The 18301-nt window shown below is 67.1% G+C and carries 14 protein-coding genes; 9 read left to right on the forward strand and 5 right to left on the reverse strand.

Annotated features, from left to right (window positions below):
* Positions 1 to 245: 245 nt before the first annotated feature.
* Positions 246 to 1478 carry a putative DNA modification/repair radical SAM protein gene (locus tag ACK41U_RS08350; RefSeq protein WP_409678285.1) on the forward strand — a complete coding sequence of 411 codons (1233 nt, stop codon included), beginning with the start codon at positions 246 to 248 and terminating at the stop codon, positions 1476 to 1478.
* Positions 1478 to 2899, forward strand: a complete 1422-nt coding sequence (locus tag ACK41U_RS08355; RefSeq protein WP_409678287.1) for a UdgX family uracil-DNA binding protein — start codon at positions 1478 to 1480, stop codon at positions 2897 to 2899. The genes ACK41U_RS08350 and ACK41U_RS08355 overlap by 1 nt, the downstream gene beginning before the upstream one ends.
* Before the next feature lie 82 nt (positions 2900 to 2981).
* Here ACK41U_RS08355 and ACK41U_RS08360 read toward each other — a convergent pair whose 3' ends face one another.
* Genes ACK41U_RS08360 through ACK41U_RS08370 form a run of 3 tightly spaced genes read right to left on the reverse strand, consistent with a single transcriptional unit; the run spans position 2982 to position 6087 of the window.
* Positions 2982 to 3899, reverse strand: coding sequence for a glutaminase (locus ACK41U_RS08360; protein WP_409678291.1), 918 nt, complete (start codon positions 3897 to 3899; stop codon positions 2982 to 2984).
* A 51-nt stretch (positions 3900 to 3950) separates the two neighbouring features.
* Positions 3951 to 5177, reverse strand: a complete 1227-nt coding sequence (locus ACK41U_RS08365; protein ID WP_409678455.1) for a UbiH/UbiF/VisC/COQ6 family ubiquinone biosynthesis hydroxylase — start codon at positions 5175 to 5177, stop codon at positions 3951 to 3953.
* A 4-nt stretch (positions 5178 to 5181) separates the two neighbouring features.
* Complete coding sequence (locus ACK41U_RS08370) at positions 5182 to 6087, reverse strand: SDR family oxidoreductase (RefSeq protein WP_409678457.1); 906 nt, start codon at positions 6085 to 6087, stop codon at positions 5182 to 5184.
* A gap of 96 nt (positions 6088 to 6183) precedes the next feature.
* Here ACK41U_RS08370 and ACK41U_RS08375 point away from each other — a divergent pair, with 96 nt between their 5' ends.
* The 7 genes from ACK41U_RS08375 to pdeM all read left to right on the forward strand — a co-directional run bounded on the left by ACK41U_RS08375 (position 6184) and on the right by pdeM (position 14775).
* Positions 6184 to 7668: an AMP nucleosidase gene (locus ACK41U_RS08375; RefSeq protein ID WP_409678295.1), complete on the forward strand. Its 1485-nt coding sequence runs from the start codon at positions 6184 to 6186 to the stop codon at positions 7666 to 7668.
* Positions 7669 to 7815: 147 nt separating this feature from the next.
* Entirely contained in the window at positions 7816 to 8115 is a 300-nt protein-coding gene (locus ACK41U_RS08380) for an HU family DNA-binding protein (RefSeq protein ID WP_409678298.1), read from the forward strand.
* Between the two features lie 124 nt (positions 8116 to 8239).
* Positions 8240 to 9130, forward strand: coding sequence for a DMT family transporter (locus ACK41U_RS08385; RefSeq protein WP_409678301.1), 891 nt, complete (start codon positions 8240 to 8242; stop codon positions 9128 to 9130).
* 59 nt (positions 9131 to 9189) lie between these two features.
* On the forward strand, positions 9190 to 10182 hold the full coding sequence (locus ACK41U_RS08390; RefSeq protein ID WP_409678303.1) for a ligase-associated DNA damage response exonuclease: 993 nt from the start codon (positions 9190 to 9192) through the stop codon (positions 10180 to 10182).
* Positions 10179 to 11729 carry a cisplatin damage response ATP-dependent DNA ligase gene (locus tag ACK41U_RS08395; protein ID WP_409678306.1) on the forward strand — a complete coding sequence of 517 codons (1551 nt, stop codon included), beginning with the start codon at positions 10179 to 10181 and terminating at the stop codon, positions 11727 to 11729. Before ACK41U_RS08390 ends, ACK41U_RS08395 begins: the two co-directional genes overlap by 4 nt.
* Complete coding sequence (locus ACK41U_RS08400; RefSeq protein ID WP_409678309.1) at positions 11726 to 14101, forward strand: ligase-associated DNA damage response DEXH box helicase; 2376 nt, start codon at positions 11726 to 11728, stop codon at positions 14099 to 14101. Before ACK41U_RS08395 ends, ACK41U_RS08400 begins: the two co-directional genes overlap by 4 nt.
* Complete coding sequence (gene pdeM / locus ACK41U_RS08405; protein WP_409678312.1) at positions 14098 to 14775, forward strand: ligase-associated DNA damage response endonuclease PdeM; 678 nt, start codon at positions 14098 to 14100, stop codon at positions 14773 to 14775. Before ACK41U_RS08400 ends, pdeM begins: the two co-directional genes overlap by 4 nt.
* 63 nt (positions 14776 to 14838) lie before the next feature.
* Here the strand turns inward: pdeM and ACK41U_RS08410 are convergent, their stop codons facing one another.
* Positions 14839 to 15591 carry an outer membrane protein gene (locus ACK41U_RS08410; protein WP_409678315.1) on the reverse strand — a complete coding sequence of 251 codons (753 nt, stop codon included), beginning with the start codon at positions 15589 to 15591 and terminating at the stop codon, positions 14839 to 14841.
* A gap of 170 nt (positions 15592 to 15761) precedes the next feature.
* Positions 15762 to 18200: a DNA topoisomerase (ATP-hydrolyzing) subunit B gene (gene gyrB / locus ACK41U_RS08415; protein WP_409678318.1), complete on the reverse strand. Its 2439-nt coding sequence runs from the start codon at positions 18198 to 18200 to the stop codon at positions 15762 to 15764.
* Positions 18201 to 18301 lie beyond the last annotated feature (101 nt).

The raw sequence follows: 18301 nt of genomic DNA on the forward strand, positions 1-18301 counted from the left end.
CGCGAAATCTCGTTGAGGGAAATTCTCTCGGCCAGTGCCGGAAAGGCCATGGCGAGGGCGAGGACGGGCGCAAGAGCGAGTGATCTGATGTTCATGGCGCCATTCTTATCCTTCTTTGGAAATCTTGCACATCACGACTGCCGGATCGGCGCGCCCCCAATGATCGCGCCACTGTGACGGTTCCGCCCGCTTTGTTTCACATATGTCGCATTGCGCGGAACATAATGGGAACATATGCTGCGTTCATGGCACAGCGCACCCTTGACCAGAAACTGGCGATCCTGTCGGACGCGGCGAAATACGACGCCTCCTGCGCGTCCAGCGGCACGACCCGGCGCGATTCGCGCAATGGCGGCATCGGGTCCGCCGGGGGCAGCGGCATCTGCCACGCCTATACGCCGGACGGGCGCTGCATCAGCCTGCTGAAAATCCTGATGACGAATTTCTGCATCTATGACTGCGCCTATTGCATCAACCGCGTCAGCAGCAATGTCGAACGCGCCCGGTTCTCGCCCGAAGAGGTGGTGAACCTGACGCTGGAATTCTATCGCCGCAATATGATCGAGGGGCTGTTTCTGTCCTCGGGGATCATCCGCAGCCCCGATCAGACCATGGGCGACATGGTCCGCATCGCCCGGATGCTGCGCATGGATCACGGCTTCAAGGGCTATATCCACCTGAAAACCATCCCCGACGCCGCCCCCGAACTGGTGGCCGAGGCGGGGCTGCACGCCGACCGCCTGTCAGTGAACGTAGAGCTGCCGCAGGATGCCAGCCTGCGCCATCTGGCCCCCGAAAAGCGACCCGAGACGATCCGCGCCACCATGGCCGATGTGCGCTTGGGCCGCGAGGCCGCGAAAGATCGCAGCCATTCCGGCAAGCGCCCGCCCCGCTTTGCGCCTGCCGGTCAGTCCACGCAGATGATCGTGGGCGCCGATGCGGCCACCGATTGCGACATCCTGAAAACCTCGGCCAATCTCTATTCCGGCTATCACCTCAAGCGGGTCTATTATTCGGCCTTTTCGCCGATCCCCGATGCCTCGGCCGTGCTGCCGCTGATCAAGCCGCCCCTGATCCGGGAACACCGGCTGTATCAGGCCGACTGGCTGATGCGCTTTTACGGCTTCGAGGCCGGGGAAATCAGCGCCGCTCACCCCTCGGGCAATCTGGATCTGGCCATCGACCCCAAGCTGGCATGGGCGCTGGCCAACCGCGCGCAATTCCCGGTCGATGTGGCGCGCGCCCCGCGCGAGATGCTGCTGCGCGTGCCGGGTTTCGGCACCAAGACCGTGGCGCGCATTCTGGCCGCGCGGCGCAACGGGCCGCTGCGCTACGCTGATCTGCTGCGGATGGGGGCGATCATGTCCAAGGCGCAGCCCTTCGTGTCCCTGCCCGACTGGCGCCCCGGCGCGCTGACCGACAGCGCTGGACTGCGCGCCCGCTATGCCCCCGCGCCCGAGCAGCTGAGCCTGTTCTGATGATCCGCGCCCCGCTGCCGCATTTCGGCCGCTTTGACGCATGGCGGGCGGTGGCGCGCGATCTTGCCAGCGCCCGCATCCCACCCGAGGCGGTCGCATGGGCCGATCCCGACACGCCGGACGACCTCTTTGGCACCGGCCCCCTGCCACCGCCCGGCCCCCATCCGGTCACCGCCACGCAGGATTTTCTGCAACTGGCCCGTCAGGTCGCCAGCCATTCCGACCCCGAACGCTGGCCCTTGCTCTATGCCGCCCTGATCCGGGCGCAGACCGACCGCCGCTTTCTGACCAACCCCGCCGATCCGATGCTGGACCGGCTGACCCGGATGGCCAAGTCGGTGCGCCGCGACATCCACAAGATGCACGCCTTCGTCCGCTTTCACGAGCTGCCCCCGGACAGCCCCCGCCGCAGCTTTGGCGCCTGGTTCGAACCCGAACACCTGATCCTGGAGGCCGGAACGCCCTTCTTCGCCAAACGCTTCGCCGACATGGACTGGCTGATCGCGACGCCCGAGGGCACCGCCCGCTTCACCGGCAGCACCATCACCTATGACGGACCGGCCCCGCGCCCCGACCTGCCCGCCGATGCCAGCCATACCCTGTGGCAGACCTATTTCGCCAATATCTTCAACCCGGCCCGCATCAAGACCAACGCCATGCGCTCGGAAATGCCGCTGAAATACTGGAAAAACCTGCCCGAAACCCGCCTGATTCCCGAAATGCTGGCCGACGCCCCCCGCCGCGTGCAAACCATGCGCGCGGCGGGCGCGTCCGAGGCCCCGGCCTTTGCCCCCAAAATCACCGCCCGCCTGCGCCAGCACCCCGATGACAGCCCGCCCGAAACCCTGCCTCAGGCCGAAGCACAGGCCGCCCGCTGCACCCGCTGCGAACTCTGCCACGCCGCCACCCAGACCGTCTGGGGGCAGGGCGATCCGCAGGCGGCGCTGATGATCGTCGGCGAGGCGCCGGGCGATCACGAGGATCTCGCAGCCCGCCCCTTTGTCGGCCCGGCGGGCCAGCTACTGCGTCAGTCCATGACGCAGGCAGGGCTGGACCCCGACCACACATGGCTGACCAATGCTGTCAAACATTTCCGCTTTGCCCCGCGCGGCAAGCGCCGGATGCACCAAAGCCCGGATGGCGGCCATATCGAACAGTGCCGCTGGTGGCTGAACCTCGAACGCCGCCTGATCCGCCCCCGCCTGACCCTTGCGCTCGGCGCGACGGCGGCCTTCGCGCTGACCGGCAACCGCCAGCCCCTGACCCCGCGCCGCGGCACCATCGAACCCGCCCAGGACGGCGGCCCGGTCCTCATCACCTGGCATCCCAGCCTGATCCTGCGCCTGCCCCCCGACCGCGCCCCTGCCGCATTGGCCGAGCTGCAGGCCGACCTGACCCAAGCCGCCGGAACAGCCGCCTGATCCTGCTTTGGTCCCGAAATATCCACGGGGGGTGAATTGGCCGCAGGCCAAGAGGGGGGCAGTCAGCCCCCCTTACGCCCTCTCAGCCAAAGACCGACCAGCCGGTGAACTCGGCCAGCTTTTCGGCGGCATAGGTTCCCATCTGCGAATTGCCCCACCCGTCCAGCCCCGGAGACCAGATCGCGACCGACGCCCGGCCCGGCGCAATCGCCAGCAACCCGCCACCAACCCCGGATTTGGCGGGCATGCCGACGCGAAAGGCAAAGTTGCCCGATCCGTCATACTGCCCGCAGGTCATCATCAGCGCATTGATCCGCCGGATCTTTTGCGGCGACAGCAGGCGGGGCGCGCAGGACAGGCTGGCCAGCGCACGACCGGCGCGGGCCAGCTGGACGCAGCTCATCTCGATGGCGCATTGGTGAAAATAGGTGCCGGTGACGAAATCGGGCGTATTGCGCAGATTGCCAAAGCTCAGCAGGTAATGCGCCAGCGCCGCATTGCGATGCCCGGTCTCGGCCTCGGACCGGGCCACGGCCTTGTCGATATGGATGTCATCGTCTTCGGCGGCGGTGCGGACAAAGCCCAGAACCTCGGACAGGGCCTGCTGGGGCGTGCGGTTGGTCAGCAACTCATCCGTCACCACCAGCGCGCCCGCATTGATAAACGGGTTCCGGGGGCGGCCCTTTTCCTGCTCCAGCAGCAGGATCGAATCAAAGCGGTCGCCCGACGGCTCGCGCCCGACACGCAGCCAAAGCTGTTCGCCGATGCGCCCCAGCACGCAGGCCAGCGAAAACACCTTGCTGACCGACTGGACCGAGAACCGCTGATCCGCCTGACCGGCTGTCAGCACCTGCCCGTCGGGCAGCGCCACGGCGATGCCGAACTGCGCCGGGTCCACGCCTGCCAGTTCGGGAATATAGTCGGCCACGCGGCCCCAGTCCGCACGCTCGCGGATCTCGGTGTCCAGCGTGGTCAGAAAGCGGGCAAGTTCATCGCTCATCGGGCACCCCGTCTGCTGCCCCGGCCTCATGCCCCAATCAGCGCCCCGTGGCTAGAGCGGTCGCCCCGCCAGCAGACGCGGCATCGGATCGACCGACAGCCCCGCCGCCTGCCGCATGAACCCCCGCCGCAGCGCCGGGATCGCCGTCACGATCCCCATGCCGAGGCCCCGCAGCCCCGAGACCAGCGGATTGTCGGTGCCAAACAGCCGGTTCACCCCATCCATCCCCAGCGCCAGTGCGGTTGCGTCAAAGCGGCGCCAGCCCTGATACCGCTCCAGCACCAGATCGGTGCCGATATCCTCGCCCCGGCGTGCGGCGCCCACCAGCACCTCGGCCAGCGCCGCGACATCGCGCAGCCCCAGATTGAGACCCTGACCGGCGATCGGGTGCACCCCATGCGCGGCATCACCCACCAGCGCCACACGCGGCGCGGCATAGCGCTCGGCCAGCGACAGCGACAGCGGATAGGAAAAGCGCGGCCCGGCCAGCGCCAGCGCGCCCAGAAAATCACCCACGCGGGGGCGCAGCACATCCAGAAACGCCGCATCGTCCAGCGCTGCGATGGCCTGCGCATTTGCCCGCGTCTCGGACCAGACGATGCTGGAACGGTTGCCGGGCAAGGGCAGGATCGCCAGCGGCCCGGTCGCCATGAAATACTGATGCGCAATGCCCTCATGCGGGTGTTCGTGGTCGATGGCGGCGACCAGCGCGGTCTGGCCGTAATCCCAGCCCCGCCGCGTGATCCCCGCACGGAGGGCCACGCCCGAGCCGCGCCCGTCCGCCCCCACCAGCAGCCGGGCCCGCATCTGACGCCCGTCCGACAGACCGACCGTCACCCCGCTGGCGTCAGGGGACTGCCCGGTCACCGCCACGCCGGGCAGATGGGTCACTGCCGCCGCCTCCATCCCCGCCAGCAGGGCGCGATAGAGGAAACGCTCTTCCAGCAGATGGCCGACCGGGCCTTCCTCGGTCTCGGCGCTGTCGAAATGCAGGAACAGGGCGGCGGCGCCCTCTCCGGGCAGGCCCTGCGCGGCCTTGACCTGCCGGATCGGCTGCGCATGCGGCGCCAGATCCTGCCACAGCCCCAGCGCCGACAGCAGCCGGGTCGAGGCCACCGCCAGCGCATAGGCCCGCCCGTCAAACGCGTCGCCCGCGCGCAGATCGGCCGCGCGCGGATCGACCACGGCCACCGACAGACCGGCGCCCGCCAGCGCCAGCGCAAGGGCGGGGCCGTTCAGCCCGCCCCCGGCGATCAGGACATCGACATCGTTCTTCATCGGCTCAGCCTTCATCACGGGCCTCATCTTGGGCCTCATCAGGGGGCAGGGGGGTGCTTTCGGCGGCCAGGGTCGCGGCCAGCCCGCTGCGGTAATCGGGATAGCGCAGGCGCACGCCCAGATCGCGCTTGATGCGGTCGTTGCGCACCCGCTTGCTGTCGGCATAGAACGACCGCGCCATGGGCGACATCTGCGGCGCCGCCTGATCAAAGGGGATCTCGGGCGGGACCGGCAGGCCCAGCAACTGCGCGGCGTGGGCAATCACGTCCTGCGGCGGGGCGGGGTCGTCATCGCAGAGGTTATAGATGCCGATCGGCGCGGGCGCGTGGATCGAAGCCAGCAGAACCTGCGCAATATCCTCGACATGGATGCGCGAAAACACCTGACCGGGCTTGGCGATGCGGCGGGCAGAGCCGCTGCGGATCTTTGCGAACGGGCCGCGACCGGGGCCATAGATCCCGGCAAGGCGGAAGATATGCAGCGGCAGGTCATGCGCGCGGGCCAGCGCGCACCAGTCACCCTCGGCCCGGATGCGGGCGCGGCCACGCGGGCCGGACCCGTCCAGCACGCTGTCCTCATCGACCCAGCCCCCGGCGCGGTCGCCATAGACGCCTGTGGTGGACAGATAGCCCAGCCAGCGCAGCCGCGCCTGCGCCAGATCGGGCGCGAAATCGGCCAGCACCGGATCGCCGTGATCGCCGGGCGCGGCGGATACCAGCACCGCATCGGCGCGCGCCAGCGCCGCCCGCAGCGCGTCCTTGTCGCCCGGCCACAGCAAGGGCTGCGCGCCCGCCGCCGCGACGCGGCCGGTGTCACTGCGGGTCGTGCCCGTGACGCGCCAGCCCCGTGCCGTCAGCAGGGGGGTCAGGTATCCGGCCGAATAGCCATGTCCGAAAATAAGCATCTCCATGACGGCAAGGTAACCGTGACCGCCGCCCTGCGCCAGACGCTTGCCTGTCGCACGTCCTGCTGTCACGTTCAGCACACGCAAGAAGGACCAGACCGCATGACATCGACCTCTCGTTTCCTGCCTGTGGAAAGCCCCGAAACCCCGTCGCGCGAGCCGTTCACCGACCCGCACGCCGCCGTGGCCCGGCTGCAAGAGCTGTATGGGCAGGCGACGGGCTTTCTGCTGTCGAATTTCATCACGACGCTGGAGGGCGAGGCGCCCAAGGCCCGCTATCGTGCCTTCTACCCCGAGGTGCGGCTGACCGTGCCGACGCATACCAAGATCGACTCGCGCCTGTCCTTTGGTCATGTGGTGGGGCCGGGCAGCTATGCCGCGACGATCACCCGGCCCGATCTGTTCGGCAGCTATCTGGCCGAGCAGCTGGGCCTGCTGATCCGCAACCACGGCGTGCCGGTCACGATCGGGGTCAGCGACACGCCGATGCCGGTGCATTTCGCCGTCGCCGCGCAAAGCGATCTGGCCGTCCCGCAAGAGGGCGTGCTGGATTTCAGCCTGCGCGATGTGTTCGACGTGCCCGACCTGAACACCGTCAATGACGACATCGTCAACGGCGTTGCCGGCGCCATGCCCGATGGCAGCCAGCATCTGGCGGCCTTTACCGCGCAGCGCATCGACTATTCGCTGGCGCGGCTGGCCCATTACACCGCCACTGCCGCCGAGCATTTCCAGAACTTCGTGCTGTTCACCAACTATCAGTTCTATGTCGACGAATTCGAGGCCTATGCCCGCCGCGCGCTGGCCGATCCCGCGCTTGGCTACACAGGTTTCGTCGCCCCCGGCAATCAGCATATCACTGACCCCGAGGCACCCGTCGCGGTGCTGCCCAAGATGCCGCAAATGCCCGCCTATCACCTGAAACGGGCGAACGGGCAGGGGATCACGCTGGTCAATATCGGCGTGGGTCCGTCCAACGCCAAGACCGCGACCGACCATATCGCGGTGCTGCGCCCCCATGCCTGGCTGATGGTCGGCCATTGCGCCGGGCTGAGAAACAGCCAGAGCCTTGGCGATTTCGTGCTGGCCCATGCCTATCTGCGCGAGGATCACGTGCTGGATGACGACCTGCCGGTCTGGGTGCCGATCCCCGCGCTGGCCGAGGTGCAGGTGGCCCTGCAAGAGGCTGTGGCCGAGGTCACCCAGCTTGAGGGATACGAGCTGAAGCGCATCATGCGCACCGGCACCGTGGCCACCATCGACAACCGCAACTGGGAGTTGCGCGACCAGTCCGGCCCGGTGCATCGCCTGTCGCTGTCGCGGGCCGTCGCGCTGGACATGGAAAGCGCCACGATCGCGGCCAACGGCTTCCGGTTCCGGGTGCCTTACGGCACGCTGCTCTGCGTCAGCGACAAGCCGCTGCATGGCGAGCTGAAGCTGCCCGGCATGGCCACCGACTTCTACCGCACGCAGGTCGCCAACCATCTGCTGATCGGCATCCGCGCGATGGAGAAACTGCGCGACATGCCGCTGGAGCGTATTCATTCACGCAAATTGCGCTCATTCAGTGAGACGGCGTTTCTCTGACGCAACGGCGAAACGCCAGCAAACGCAGGTTTTCGCGCGTCGGGCGAAAAAGGCTTGATCTGCCCGTCAAAACCGTGTGTAGCAGGCGATATGCCGCAAAAGGCGCTAATTGTGGCCCGGTCGAACAGGGCAAGAGGAGACAGACATATGGCTACGGCTTCTGCAAAACCGATGACCAAGACCCAGCTCGTGGCGACCTTGGCCGAGGAAATGGGTTCGGACAAGAAATCGGCTGCGACCGCGCTGGACGCGCTGGTGGCCGTCGTGACGCGCGAAGTCGCAGGTGGCGGTGCCGTGACCCTGCCCGGCATCGGCAAGATCGCTTGCCGCGCCCGTCCCGAGCGTCAGGTCCGCAACCCGCAGACCCAGGAAATGATGACCAAACCCGCCGACAAGCAGGTCAAGGTCACGATCGCCAAGGCGCTGAAAGACAGCGTCAACAGCTGATCTGACAGGCTTGCACTGGCTGCAAGGGTCGTGCCCACGGGCGCGGCCCTTTTTCTTTGCCTCTTCACGCGCTGGTGAGGCTCTGCTAGCCGTTGTTGCATCCTCTGCAAGAAGGGCCGGGACCATGGATATTCGCGCGATCCTGATGGGTCTTGGCTTTGCGGTCATGTGGGCGTCGGCTTTCACCTCGACGCGGATGATCGTGACCGAGGCGCCGCCCCTGACCGCGCTGTCGCTGCGCTTTGCGCTGTCGGGCGCCATCGGCGTGCTGATCGCATGGGCGATGGGGCAGACATGGCGGCACCTGACGCGCACGCAATGGCGGGCGGTGGTGGTGCTGGGCCTGTGCCAGAACGCCCTCTATCTGGGGTTGAACTGGGTGGCGATGCAGTGGATCGAGGCCGGGTTGGCCTCGATCATCGCGGCCACGATGCCCTTGATGGTGGGCGCGTTGGGCTGGGCGCTGATGGGCGAACGGCTGCGGCCCATGGGCGTCACCGGGCTGGGTCTGGGCGTGCTGGGCGTGGCGATCATCATGGGCGCGCGGCTGGGTGGTGGCAGCGATGTGACCGGCATCGTGATGTGTTTCGCGGCGGCGCTGGCGCTGGCGGTGGCGACGCTGACGGTGCGCGGCGCCAGTTCGGGCGGCAATGTGATGATGATCGTGGGCCTGCAGATGCTGGTCGGCGCCGTCACGCTGGGGATGATCGCGCCGTTTGTGGATAGCTGGCAGGTCAACTGGTCGCCGCGTCTGGTGGGCGCCTTCCTCTATACCGTGATCGTGCCGGGGCTGCTGGCCACATGGGTCTGGTTTCTGCTGGTGGGCCGCATCGGCGCGGTCAAGGCGGCGACCTTTCATTTCCTGACGCCCTTTTTCGGCGTGACCACCGCCGCCCTGCTGCTGAATGAGGCGCTTGGCGCGGGCGATGTGCTGGGCGTCGGCATCATCATGGCGGGCATTCTGATGGTGCAGCTGTCCAAGGCGCCGCCGGTGCGGCGACCTCCGCCAAGCTGAGCGGAACGTCTGCGCCTTTGTCGCGTTGATATTCCCGAAATGTTCGCCATCTTCGAGACATGCGCGCCGATCAGATCCTGCACCCGACCGAGGCCGGGCTTTACTGCCCGCCCGGCGATTTCTTCATTGACCCGATCCGCCCGGTTCCCCGCGCGCTGATCACCCATGCCCATGGCGACCATGCCCGCGCGGGCCATGGCGCCGTGCTGGCCACCCGCGAAACGCTGGAGATCATGGCGATCCGCTATGGCGAGGATTTCACCGGCGCGCGGCAGGTGGCGGCGGGGGTTGTGCGCATCGGCGATGTATCGGTCAGCTTTCATCCCGCAGGGCATATTCTGGGGTCCGCCCAGATCGCGGTGATGCCCGACCGGGGGCCGAAAATCGTCGTGTCGGGCGACTATTGCCGCGCCCCCAACCCGGTCTGCGCGTCTTACGAACCCGTCCCCTGCGACATCTTCATGACCGAGGCGACCTTTGGCCTGCCCGTCTTCCGCCACCCCGACCCGCTGGCCGAGATGGCCCGCCTGCGCGCCAGCATGGCCGAATTTCCCGAACGCCCGCATCTGATCGGCGCCTATGCGCTTGGCAAGGCGCAGCGGGTGATTGCGCTGGCCCGTCAGGCAGGCATCGACGGCCCCATCGCCATCCACGGCGCGCTGCAACGCCTGTGCCAGTTCCACGTGGAACAGGGGATTGATCTTGGCCTGCTTGTCCCGGCCACCGCCGAGGATGTCAGCGCGCAGCTGGTCATCGCCCCGCCTTCGGCCTTTGCCAGCCCCTGGGTGCAGCGGTTCCGCGACCCGGTGATCGGCTTTGCCTCGGGCTGGATGGCGGTGCGGGCGCGGGCGCGCCAGCGCGGGGTCGAGCTGCCGCTGGTCATCAGCGACCATGTGGACTGGCCGCAGGTCACGCAGACGATCCTTGAGCTGGCCCCGTCCGAGGTCTGGATCACCCATGGCACCGAAGAGGGTCTGATGCGCTGGTGCGAATTGCAGGGCATCCCCTCGCGCCCCTTGCGGCTGGTCGGCTACGAGGACGAACCGGAATGAGAGGTTTCGCGCATCTGCTGGAACGGCTGGCCTTTACAGCGGCGCGCAACGCCAAGCTGCGGCTGTTGCGCCACTATCTTGAGGCCACGCCCGACCCTGATCGCGGCTATGCGCTGGCGGCATTGACGGGCGGGCTGAAGCTGCGCGCCGTCACGCCGGGTCTGCTGCGCGGGCTGATGGCCGAGCGGGTGGATGCCCAGCTGTTCGCCCTGTCCTATGATTTCGTCGGTGATCTGGCCGAGACGATTGCCTTGCTGTGGGAAACTGACCGTGATGAGGACGTGCCGCTGCATCAGGCCGTCGCGCTGTTGTCCGACACGGGCCGCGCGGCTTTGCCCGGAGCCATTGCCGCAATGCTGGACCAGCTTGGCCCGTCGCAGCGGCTGGCTTTCCTCAAGCTGGCCACCGGCAATATGCGCGTCGGCCTGTCGGCGCGGATGGCACGGATGGCGCTGGCGCAGATGGGTGCGCCCGAGGTCGCGGATATCGAAGAAATCTGGCACGGGCTGGTGCCGCCCTATCAGCAGCTGTTCGACTGGATCGCGGGCGGCGCGCGCCCCGAACAGGCGGCACTTGCGCCCTTTCGCCCTGTCATGCTGTCCACCCCGATCGATCTGGACCAGCTGCGCGCGTTCGATCCGGCCGACTACACTGCCGAGTGGAAATGGGACGGCATCCGCGTGCAGGCGATCAATGATGGCGGGGTGCGCAGGCTGTTTTCCCGCACCGGCGAGGATGTGTCGGGCGCCTTTCCCGACGTGATCGAGGCGCTGAATTTCGACGGCGCCGTCGATGGCGAATTGCTGGTGCGGCGCGGCGCGGATGTCGCGCCCTTTGGCGATCTGCAACAGCGGCTGAACCGCAAGGCGGTGACGCGGGCGATGCTGGACAGCCACCCGGCGGGCCTGCGCGTCTATGACCTGCTGATCTGGCAGGGCGCCGATCTGCGCAGCTTGCCGCATGCCAAACGCCGCACCGCGTTGGAGGCCGCCGATTTCGGCCACGACCGCATCGACGCCTCGCCCCTGCTGGATTTCACGACATGGGACGATCTGGCCGCCCTGCGCGGCGATCCGCCAAGCGCGGTGATCGAAGGCGTGATGATCAAGCGCCGCGACAGCCCCTATGTCGGCGGCCGCCCGCGCGGCCCGTGGTTCAAGTGGAAGCGCGACCCGATGGTGGTCGATGCGGTGATGCTCTACGCGCAGCGCGGGCATGGCAAGCGATCCGGCTTTTACAGCGACTTTACCTTTGGCGTGTGGGATGGCGCGGTGCTGGTGCCGGTGGGCAAGGCCTATTTCGGATTTACCGATGACGAATTGCGCGCGCTTGACCGCTTTGTGCGCCAGAACACGGTGGACCGCTTTGGCCCCGTGCGCGCGGTGGCGCCGAAACTGGTGCTGGAGGTCGCGTTCGAGGGGCTGAACGCCTCGGCCCGCCACAAATCCGGCGTCGCCATGCGCTTTCCCCGCATCAGCCGCATCCGGTGGGACAAGCCCGCAACTGATGCCGACCGGCTGGAGACGCTGAAAGACCTGATCCCGTGACCCTGCCCCCCGAGTTTCAGGACTGGTTCACCCGGCAGGGCTGGCAGCCGCACCCGCACCAGCTGGAGCTGCTGGAGGCGCAGACCGACAGCCTGCTGATCGCCCCCACCGGCGGCGGCAAGACGCTGGCCGGGTTCCTGCCCAGCCTCGTCGATCTGCGCGCGCCGCATCAGGGGATGCACACGCTCTATGTCTCGCCGCTGAAGGCGCTGACGGCGGATATTGCGCGCAACCTGTCGCGCCCGGTGGCGGATCTGGGGCTGTCGATCCGCATCGAGGACCGCACCGGCGACACGCGCCCCGCACAGCGCGCCCGCCAGCGCGTCGATCCGCCCGACATTCTGCTGACCACGCCGGAATCGCTGGCCCTGATGCTGTCCTATGAGCAGGCGCCCGCGATCTTTGGCGGCGTCCGCCGGGTGGTTCTGGATGAACTGCACGCGCTGGCCGAAAGCAGGCGCGGCGATCAGCTGATGTTGGCTTTGTCGCGGCTGCGGGCGCTGGCGCCGGGCGTGATCGCCACCGGACTGTCGGCCACGGTCGAAGACCCCGCCGCGCTGGCCCGCTTCATGGGCGGGGCGCAGGTGATCCATGCCGATCCCGGCCCCGATCCCGACATCGCCATGCTGCCCACCACCGCGCCGCCGCCATGGGCGGGCGCGGGCGGGCATTATGCCGTGCGCGACGTGCTGGCGGCGGTGGCGGGCGCGCGCACCACGATCATCTTCATCAACACCCGCGCGCAGGCCGAGCTGTTCTTTCAGGCGCTGTGGGCCGCCAATGACGACAACCTGCCCATCGGTCTGCACCATGGCAGTCTGGCGCGAGAGGCCCGCGCGCGGGTCGAGGCGGCGATGGCTGCGGGCGAGTTGCGCGCGGTGGTGGCGACCGGCAGCCTCGATCTGGGCATTGACTGGGGCGCGGTCGATCTGGTCATTCAGGTCGGCGCGCCCAAAAACGTCAAGCGGCTGGTCCAGCGGATCGGGCGCGCGAACCACCGCTATAACGCGCCGTCAAAGGCGCGGATCGTGCCCGCCAACCGCTTCGAGGTGATCGAATGCGTCGCCGCCCTGCAGGCCGTGGCCGAACGCGATCTGGACGGCGATCCGCGTGGCCCCGGACCCTTGGACGTGCTGTGCCAGCATATCCTGCTGACCGCCTGCGCCGGGCCGTTCGATGCCGATACGCTGTTCCACGAGGTGCGGCAGGCAGGCCCCTATCGCGACCTGACCCGCGCCGATTTCGACGCTTGCCTCGATTTCGCGGCCACGGGCGGCTATGCGCTGCGGGCCTATGACCGCTGGCAGCGGCTGATGTGCCGCGACGGGCTGTGGCGCCTGCGCGACCCCCGCGCGGCCCGCGATCTGCGCATGAATATCGGCACCATCGTCGAGGCCGAGATGCTGAAGGTCCGCTTTCGCGGCCGTGGCGGCGCCCCCTTGGGCGAGGTCGAAGAGAGTTTTGCCGCGACCCTGTCACCCGGCGACACGTTCCTGATCGGCGGGCAGACCGTGCGCTATGACGCCCTGCGCGAGATGGTGGTCGAGGTGACCAGGCAGCCCGCCAGGGAACCCCGCATCGCGGTGTTCTCGGGGCTGAAGCTGGCGACCTCGACGCAGCTGTCGCACCGGGTGCAGGCGCTGATCGGCGATCCGGCCGCTCATGGCGCGCTGCCGGGGGACACCCGCGACTGGCTGGCGCTGCAGGCCCGTGTCAGCGCCCTGCCGCGTGCGGGCGTGCTGGTCAGCGAGAGCTTTTCCCATCGCGGGCGCTGGCATTTCGCGCTGTATGGCTTTGCCGGGCGCAATGCGCTGCAGACGCTTGGCCTGCTGATGACGCGGCTGATGGAGGGCGCAGGGCTTGGCCCCCTGGGCTTTCTGGCCACCGATTATGCGCTGCTGGTCTGGTCGCTGGACCCGGTGACGGATCCCGCGCCCCTGCTTGACCGCGCCGGCCTGCGTGAAGGTTTAGGCGACTGGCTGGCCGGCAACGAGGTGATGAAGCGGACCTTTCGCAATGTGGCGACAGTCGCGGGGCTGATCCAGCGCAACCTGCCGGGAAGCCGCAAATCCGGGCGGCAGGCGACGTTTTCCAGCGATATCCTGTATGATACGTTGCGCAAATACGACCCCGGCCACCTGATGCTGCGGATCACCGCGGACGAGGCGCGGCGGGGGCTTGTGGATTTCGACCGGATCGAGGACATGCTGGACCGCGCCGCCCGGACCGATCACCGGATGCTGGACCGCGTCTCGCCGCTGGCCGCGCCCCTGCTGCTGGAGGTCGGGCGCGTCCCCATCGCGGGTCAGGGCCGCGAGCGTCTGGCCGAGGCCGAGGCGGCGGCGCTGATGGCAGAGGCGGGGCTTGCGTGACGACCGATCACGGGTTTGAATTTGACGGGCAGGCGCTGCGGGCGCGGGCCTCGGGCGCGCTGTATTGGCCCGCCCGGCGCTGGCTGATCGTGGCCGATCTGCATTTGGGCAAATCCGAACGCATGGCCCGGCGCGGTGGCCCGCTGCTGCCGCCCTATGAGGTGCAGGCGACGCTGGACCGGCTGCAGGCCGAGATTGCCGCCACCGATCCGGTGGCGGTGGTCAGCCTTGGCGACGGGTTCGATGACGATGCCGCCGCCCGCGCGCTGCCTGATGAGGTCTGCCAGCGGCTGCGCGCCATGGCCCTTGGGCGGCAATGGTCCTGGGTCAGCGGCAATCACGATCCGGGCGCGGTCTGCGGCCACCTGCCGGGCAGGTCGCAGGCGGAACTGCGCGACGGTCTGACATTGCGCCACGAGGCCGGGCAGGGGCCCGATGTCTCGGGGCATTTTCACCCCTGTCTGCGGCTGGCCGGGCAACGGCGGCGCTGTTTTCTGATGGGCCGCGACCACCTGATCCTGCCCGCCTTCGGCGCCTATACCGGCGGGCTGGAGATCAGCGCACCGCCACTGACCGCGCTTGTGCCGCAGGGATTGGCAATTGCCTGTGGCGCGCGGGCCCTGCCGGTTCCGGTGGGGCAGCGCCCGTCCGCCCGGCGCAGCCACGTGAGGTAGGACCACAGCCGCATTGAAAAGGCCGACCCGAAAGCCGGCCCTTCACAAGACGCGATCGTGCGATCAGAAGCTGAAGTTCACGCCGACCTTGATGTTGCTGTGGTCGGGCGTCGCGATTGTGCGAAGCGCGTCGCCTTCGTCTGTGAAATCGATGGTGGTCCTGCCGAAATCGCGGTACTGATACGCCGCGAACACCGAGGTCGACGCGTTGACCTTGCGCTCGACGCCGAAACCGGCGGTCAGGCCGCTGGCGGTGTAGCCGACCTTCTGGGTCCCCTCATTGTCCGACCCGATATAGTCGGCGTCGATACGCGAAACGCCGAAGGTGCCGAAGACGAGTGTTTGCGGGTCGATCGCGTAGCCGGTTTTCATCACCAGCGAGATAATATGGTTCACCTTGCTTTCGACGGTCACCGCGTCACCATCAACGTTGAAGGTGGCCGCATCATCGACCGAGCCGCCTTCGATCGCCAGTTCGGGGCCAAAGACCCAGCGCTCGCGCTGCCAGCGATAACCGGCATGAACGCCTGCGGTCAGCCCCGAAATCTTGATATCGCCAAGATTGCCCGTGCGACCGACCACCGTGCCACCTTCAAGCGCCTCGAAACCAATTTCGTCATCGCCGCCGAATGAATAGCCAAGCGAGCCACCCACATAGCCGCCTTCCCAACCGCCTGCGGTCGGAGCGACTGTCCCCATCTGAACCGGCGCGACGTCGATAACGGGGGTGATGGCGCCACCGGCCAGCGCGGCCGTGGATCCGAGTGTGACCGCGCCCGATGCGGCAAACGCCGCAAAAAGAGACTTTGTGTTCATGATAGATCCCACCAACTACTTGCCGCAGAGCGGCGAACTACAAAAATGATGAATCAGATTAACAGGGGTTTACAGAGCAGCGCAAACAAAAGCGTCACGGAGGTCACAGACGGCAAGGCCCGTGACGTCCGTGACGTGTGATTTCTGCAACGAATGACGCCGCCTGACGGTCAGGTGTCCAGATTCTCGACGTTCAGCGCGTTCTGCTGGATGAATTCCCGCCGGGGTTCGACCACATCACCCATCAGCTTTGTAAACAGATCTTCGGCCTCGGCGACATCCTCGATCCTGACCTGCAGCATAGTGCGGGCGACGGGGTCCAGCGTGGTTTCCCACAGCTGTTCGGGGTTCATCTCGCCCAGACCCTTGTAGCGCTGCAGCGACAGGCCCTTTTCCCCCTCAAGGAAGATCGCCTGCAGCAGCCCCAGAGGGCCGTGGATCGGCTGGTCGCGATCCTTGCGGATCAGGCGGGCGGACTGGCCATAGACCTCTTGCAGCGGACGGGTCAGGTCGGACAGGCGGCGGCTTTCGCCGCTGCGCAGCATCTGGCCGTCCAGCGTGCGGTTTTCCTCGACCCCGCGCAGGGTGCGGGTCAGGCGGATGCCCGCGTCCTGCGTCGGGCGGCCCTGCCAGCCACGCTCGTATTCCTCGGCGATCAGGTCCAGCCGTGCGGCCACGGCATCGGCGGCACCCTGCGCATCGGCGTCGATCCGGCCCGGCAGCAGCGCGCCCGCAATCGCGGCCTGTTCGGTGATATGGGGCGGGTAATGCGTCGGATAGGCGCGAAGGATGCGCCGCGCCAGCCGCGCCTCTTCGACCACGCGCGCCAGATCATTGCCCACGATCTCTTCGCCCGAGGCCAGCCGCAAGGCCGCGCCCTCGATCCCCTGCTGGATCAGGTATTCCTCCAGCGCGGCCTCGTTCTTGAGATAGACCTCGGACCGCCCGCGCCCGACCTTGTACAGCGGCGGCTGCGCAATATAGAGATGCCCGCCCTCGATCAGGTCCGGCATCTGGCGGAAGAAGAAGGTCAGCAGCAGCGTGCGGATATGCGCGCCGTCGACGTCAGCATCGGTCATGATGACGATCTTGTGGTAGCGCAGCTTTTTCAGGCTGAATTCGTCGCGCCCGATGCCGGTGCCAAGCGCGGTGATCAGCGTGCCGATCTGGTCGCTGCCCAGCATCCGGTCGAACCGCGCGCGTTCCACGTTCAGGATCTTGCCGCGCAGGGGCAGCACGGCCTGATTCTGCCGCGACCGGCCCTGCTTGGCCGACCCGCCAGCCGAGTCACCCTCGACGATGAACAGTTCCGACAGCGAGGGGTCTTTTTCCTGACAATCGGCCAGCTTGCCGGGTAGCGATGCCACGTCCATGGCCGTCTTGCGCCGCGTCAGTTCGCGGGCGCGGCGGGCGGCCTCGCGGGCCAAGGCGGCCTCGATGATCTTGCCGACGATCTGGCGGGCCTCGGTCCGGTTTTCCTCGAACCACTCGGCCAGCTTTTCGCCGACCAGCCCCTCGACCGCCGGACGCACCTCGGACGAGACCAGCTTGTCCTTGGTCTGGCTGGAGAATTTTGGATCGGGCACCTTGACGGACAGCACGCAGGTCAGCCCCTCACGCGCGTCGTCGCCGGTGAAATCGACCTTTTCCTTTTTCGCGATGCCGCTGTCCTGCGCGTATTTGCCGATCACGCGGGTCAGCGCGCCACGGAAACCGGCCATATGGGTGCCGCCGTCGCGCTGCGGGATGTTGTTGGTAAAGGGCAGGACGGTTTCGTGATAGCTGTCGTTCCACCACATCGCGACCTCGACCGTGATGCCGTTCTTTTCGCCGGTGATAAAAATCGGCTCGGACATGACGGCGGTCTTGGAGCGGTCCAGATATTTGACGAATTCGCGCACGCCGCCTTCGTAGAACAGTTCCGATTTCTGCACCTCGGCGTGGCGGCGGTCTTCCAGAATGATGCGCACGCCGCTGTTCAGAAAGGCCAGTTCCCGCAGACGGTTTTCCAGCGTCTTGAAGCTGTAATCCAGATTGCTGAACGTGCCCTCGGGGTCGGTGAGCTTGGACGAGGCCATAAAGCGCACCTCGGTCCCCTTCTCGCCCTCGGGCGCGTCGCCCACGACGATCAGCGGCTTGACCGTGTCGCCATGTTCAAAGCGGACGTAATGTTCCTTGCCATTGCGCCAGATGCGCAGCTCCAGCCAATCCGACAGGGCGTTGACGACCGAGACGCCGACCCCGTGCAACCCGCCCGAGACCTTATAGCTGTTCTGGTCGAATTTGCCGCCCGAATGCAGCTGGGTCATGATGACCTCGGCCGCGCTGATGCCCTCACCCGTATGGATGTCGGTGGGGATGCCACGGCCGTTGTCGCGCACGCTGACGCTGCTGTCGTTGTGGATGATGACGGTCACATAGTCGGCATGGCCGCCAAGCGCCTCGTCGATGCCGTTATCGACCACCTCATAAACCATGTGGTGCAGGCCCGAGCCGTCATCGGTATCCCCGATATACATGCCGGGACGCTTGCGGACAGCTTCCAGACCTTTGAGAACCTTGATGGAATCGGCGCCATAGGCGGCAGGCTGGGATGCGGTGTCGGTCATGTGTGAAGCGTTCCTGTTCGTCCTGTTCCGATATAGGCTGCGCGGCGGGCAAAGTCACGCGATGGCGGGCTTTTTTCCGGTTTTGTCCCCTGATTCGGCGC

This window comes from Paracoccus sp. (in: a-proteobacteria), from assembly GCF_046289755.1.
Lineage (GTDB): Bacteria > Pseudomonadota > Alphaproteobacteria > Rhodobacterales > Rhodobacteraceae > Paracoccus.

Excerpts from the sequence above, each read along its gene's own strand:
- ACK41U_RS08350 (WP_409678285.1), top strand. The coding sequence starts at position 246 with ATGGCACAGCGCACCCTTGACCAGAAACTGGCGATCCTGTCGGACGCG.
- ACK41U_RS08355 (WP_409678287.1), top strand. The coding sequence starts at position 1,478 with ATGATCCGCGCCCCGCTGCCGCATTTCGGCCGCTTTGACGCATGGCGG.
- ACK41U_RS08360 (WP_409678291.1), bottom strand. The coding sequence starts at position 3,899 with ATGAGCGATGAACTTGCCCGCTTTCTGACCACGCTGGACACCGAGATC.
- ACK41U_RS08365 (WP_409678455.1), bottom strand. The coding sequence starts at position 5,177 with ATGAAGAACGATGTCGATGTCCTGATCGCCGGGGGCGGGCTGAACGGC.
- ACK41U_RS08370 (WP_409678457.1), bottom strand. The coding sequence starts at position 6,087 with ATGGAGATGCTTATTTTCGGACATGGCTATTCGGCCGGATACCTGACC.
- ACK41U_RS08375 (WP_409678295.1), top strand. The coding sequence starts at position 6,184 with ATGACATCGACCTCTCGTTTCCTGCCTGTGGAAAGCCCCGAAACCCCG.
- ACK41U_RS08380 (WP_409678298.1), top strand. The coding sequence starts at position 7,816 with ATGGCTACGGCTTCTGCAAAACCGATGACCAAGACCCAGCTCGTGGCG.
- ACK41U_RS08385 (WP_409678301.1), top strand. The coding sequence starts at position 8,240 with ATGGATATTCGCGCGATCCTGATGGGTCTTGGCTTTGCGGTCATGTGG.
- ACK41U_RS08390 (WP_409678303.1), top strand. The coding sequence starts at position 9,190 with ATGCGCGCCGATCAGATCCTGCACCCGACCGAGGCCGGGCTTTACTGC.
- ACK41U_RS08395 (WP_409678306.1), top strand. The coding sequence starts at position 10,179 with ATGAGAGGTTTCGCGCATCTGCTGGAACGGCTGGCCTTTACAGCGGCG.
- ACK41U_RS08410 (WP_409678315.1), bottom strand. The coding sequence starts at position 15,591 with ATGAACACAAAGTCTCTTTTTGCGGCGTTTGCCGCATCGGGCGCGGTC.
- gyrB (WP_409678318.1), bottom strand. The coding sequence starts at position 18,200 with ATGACCGACACCGCATCCCAGCCTGCCGCCTATGGCGCCGATTCCATC.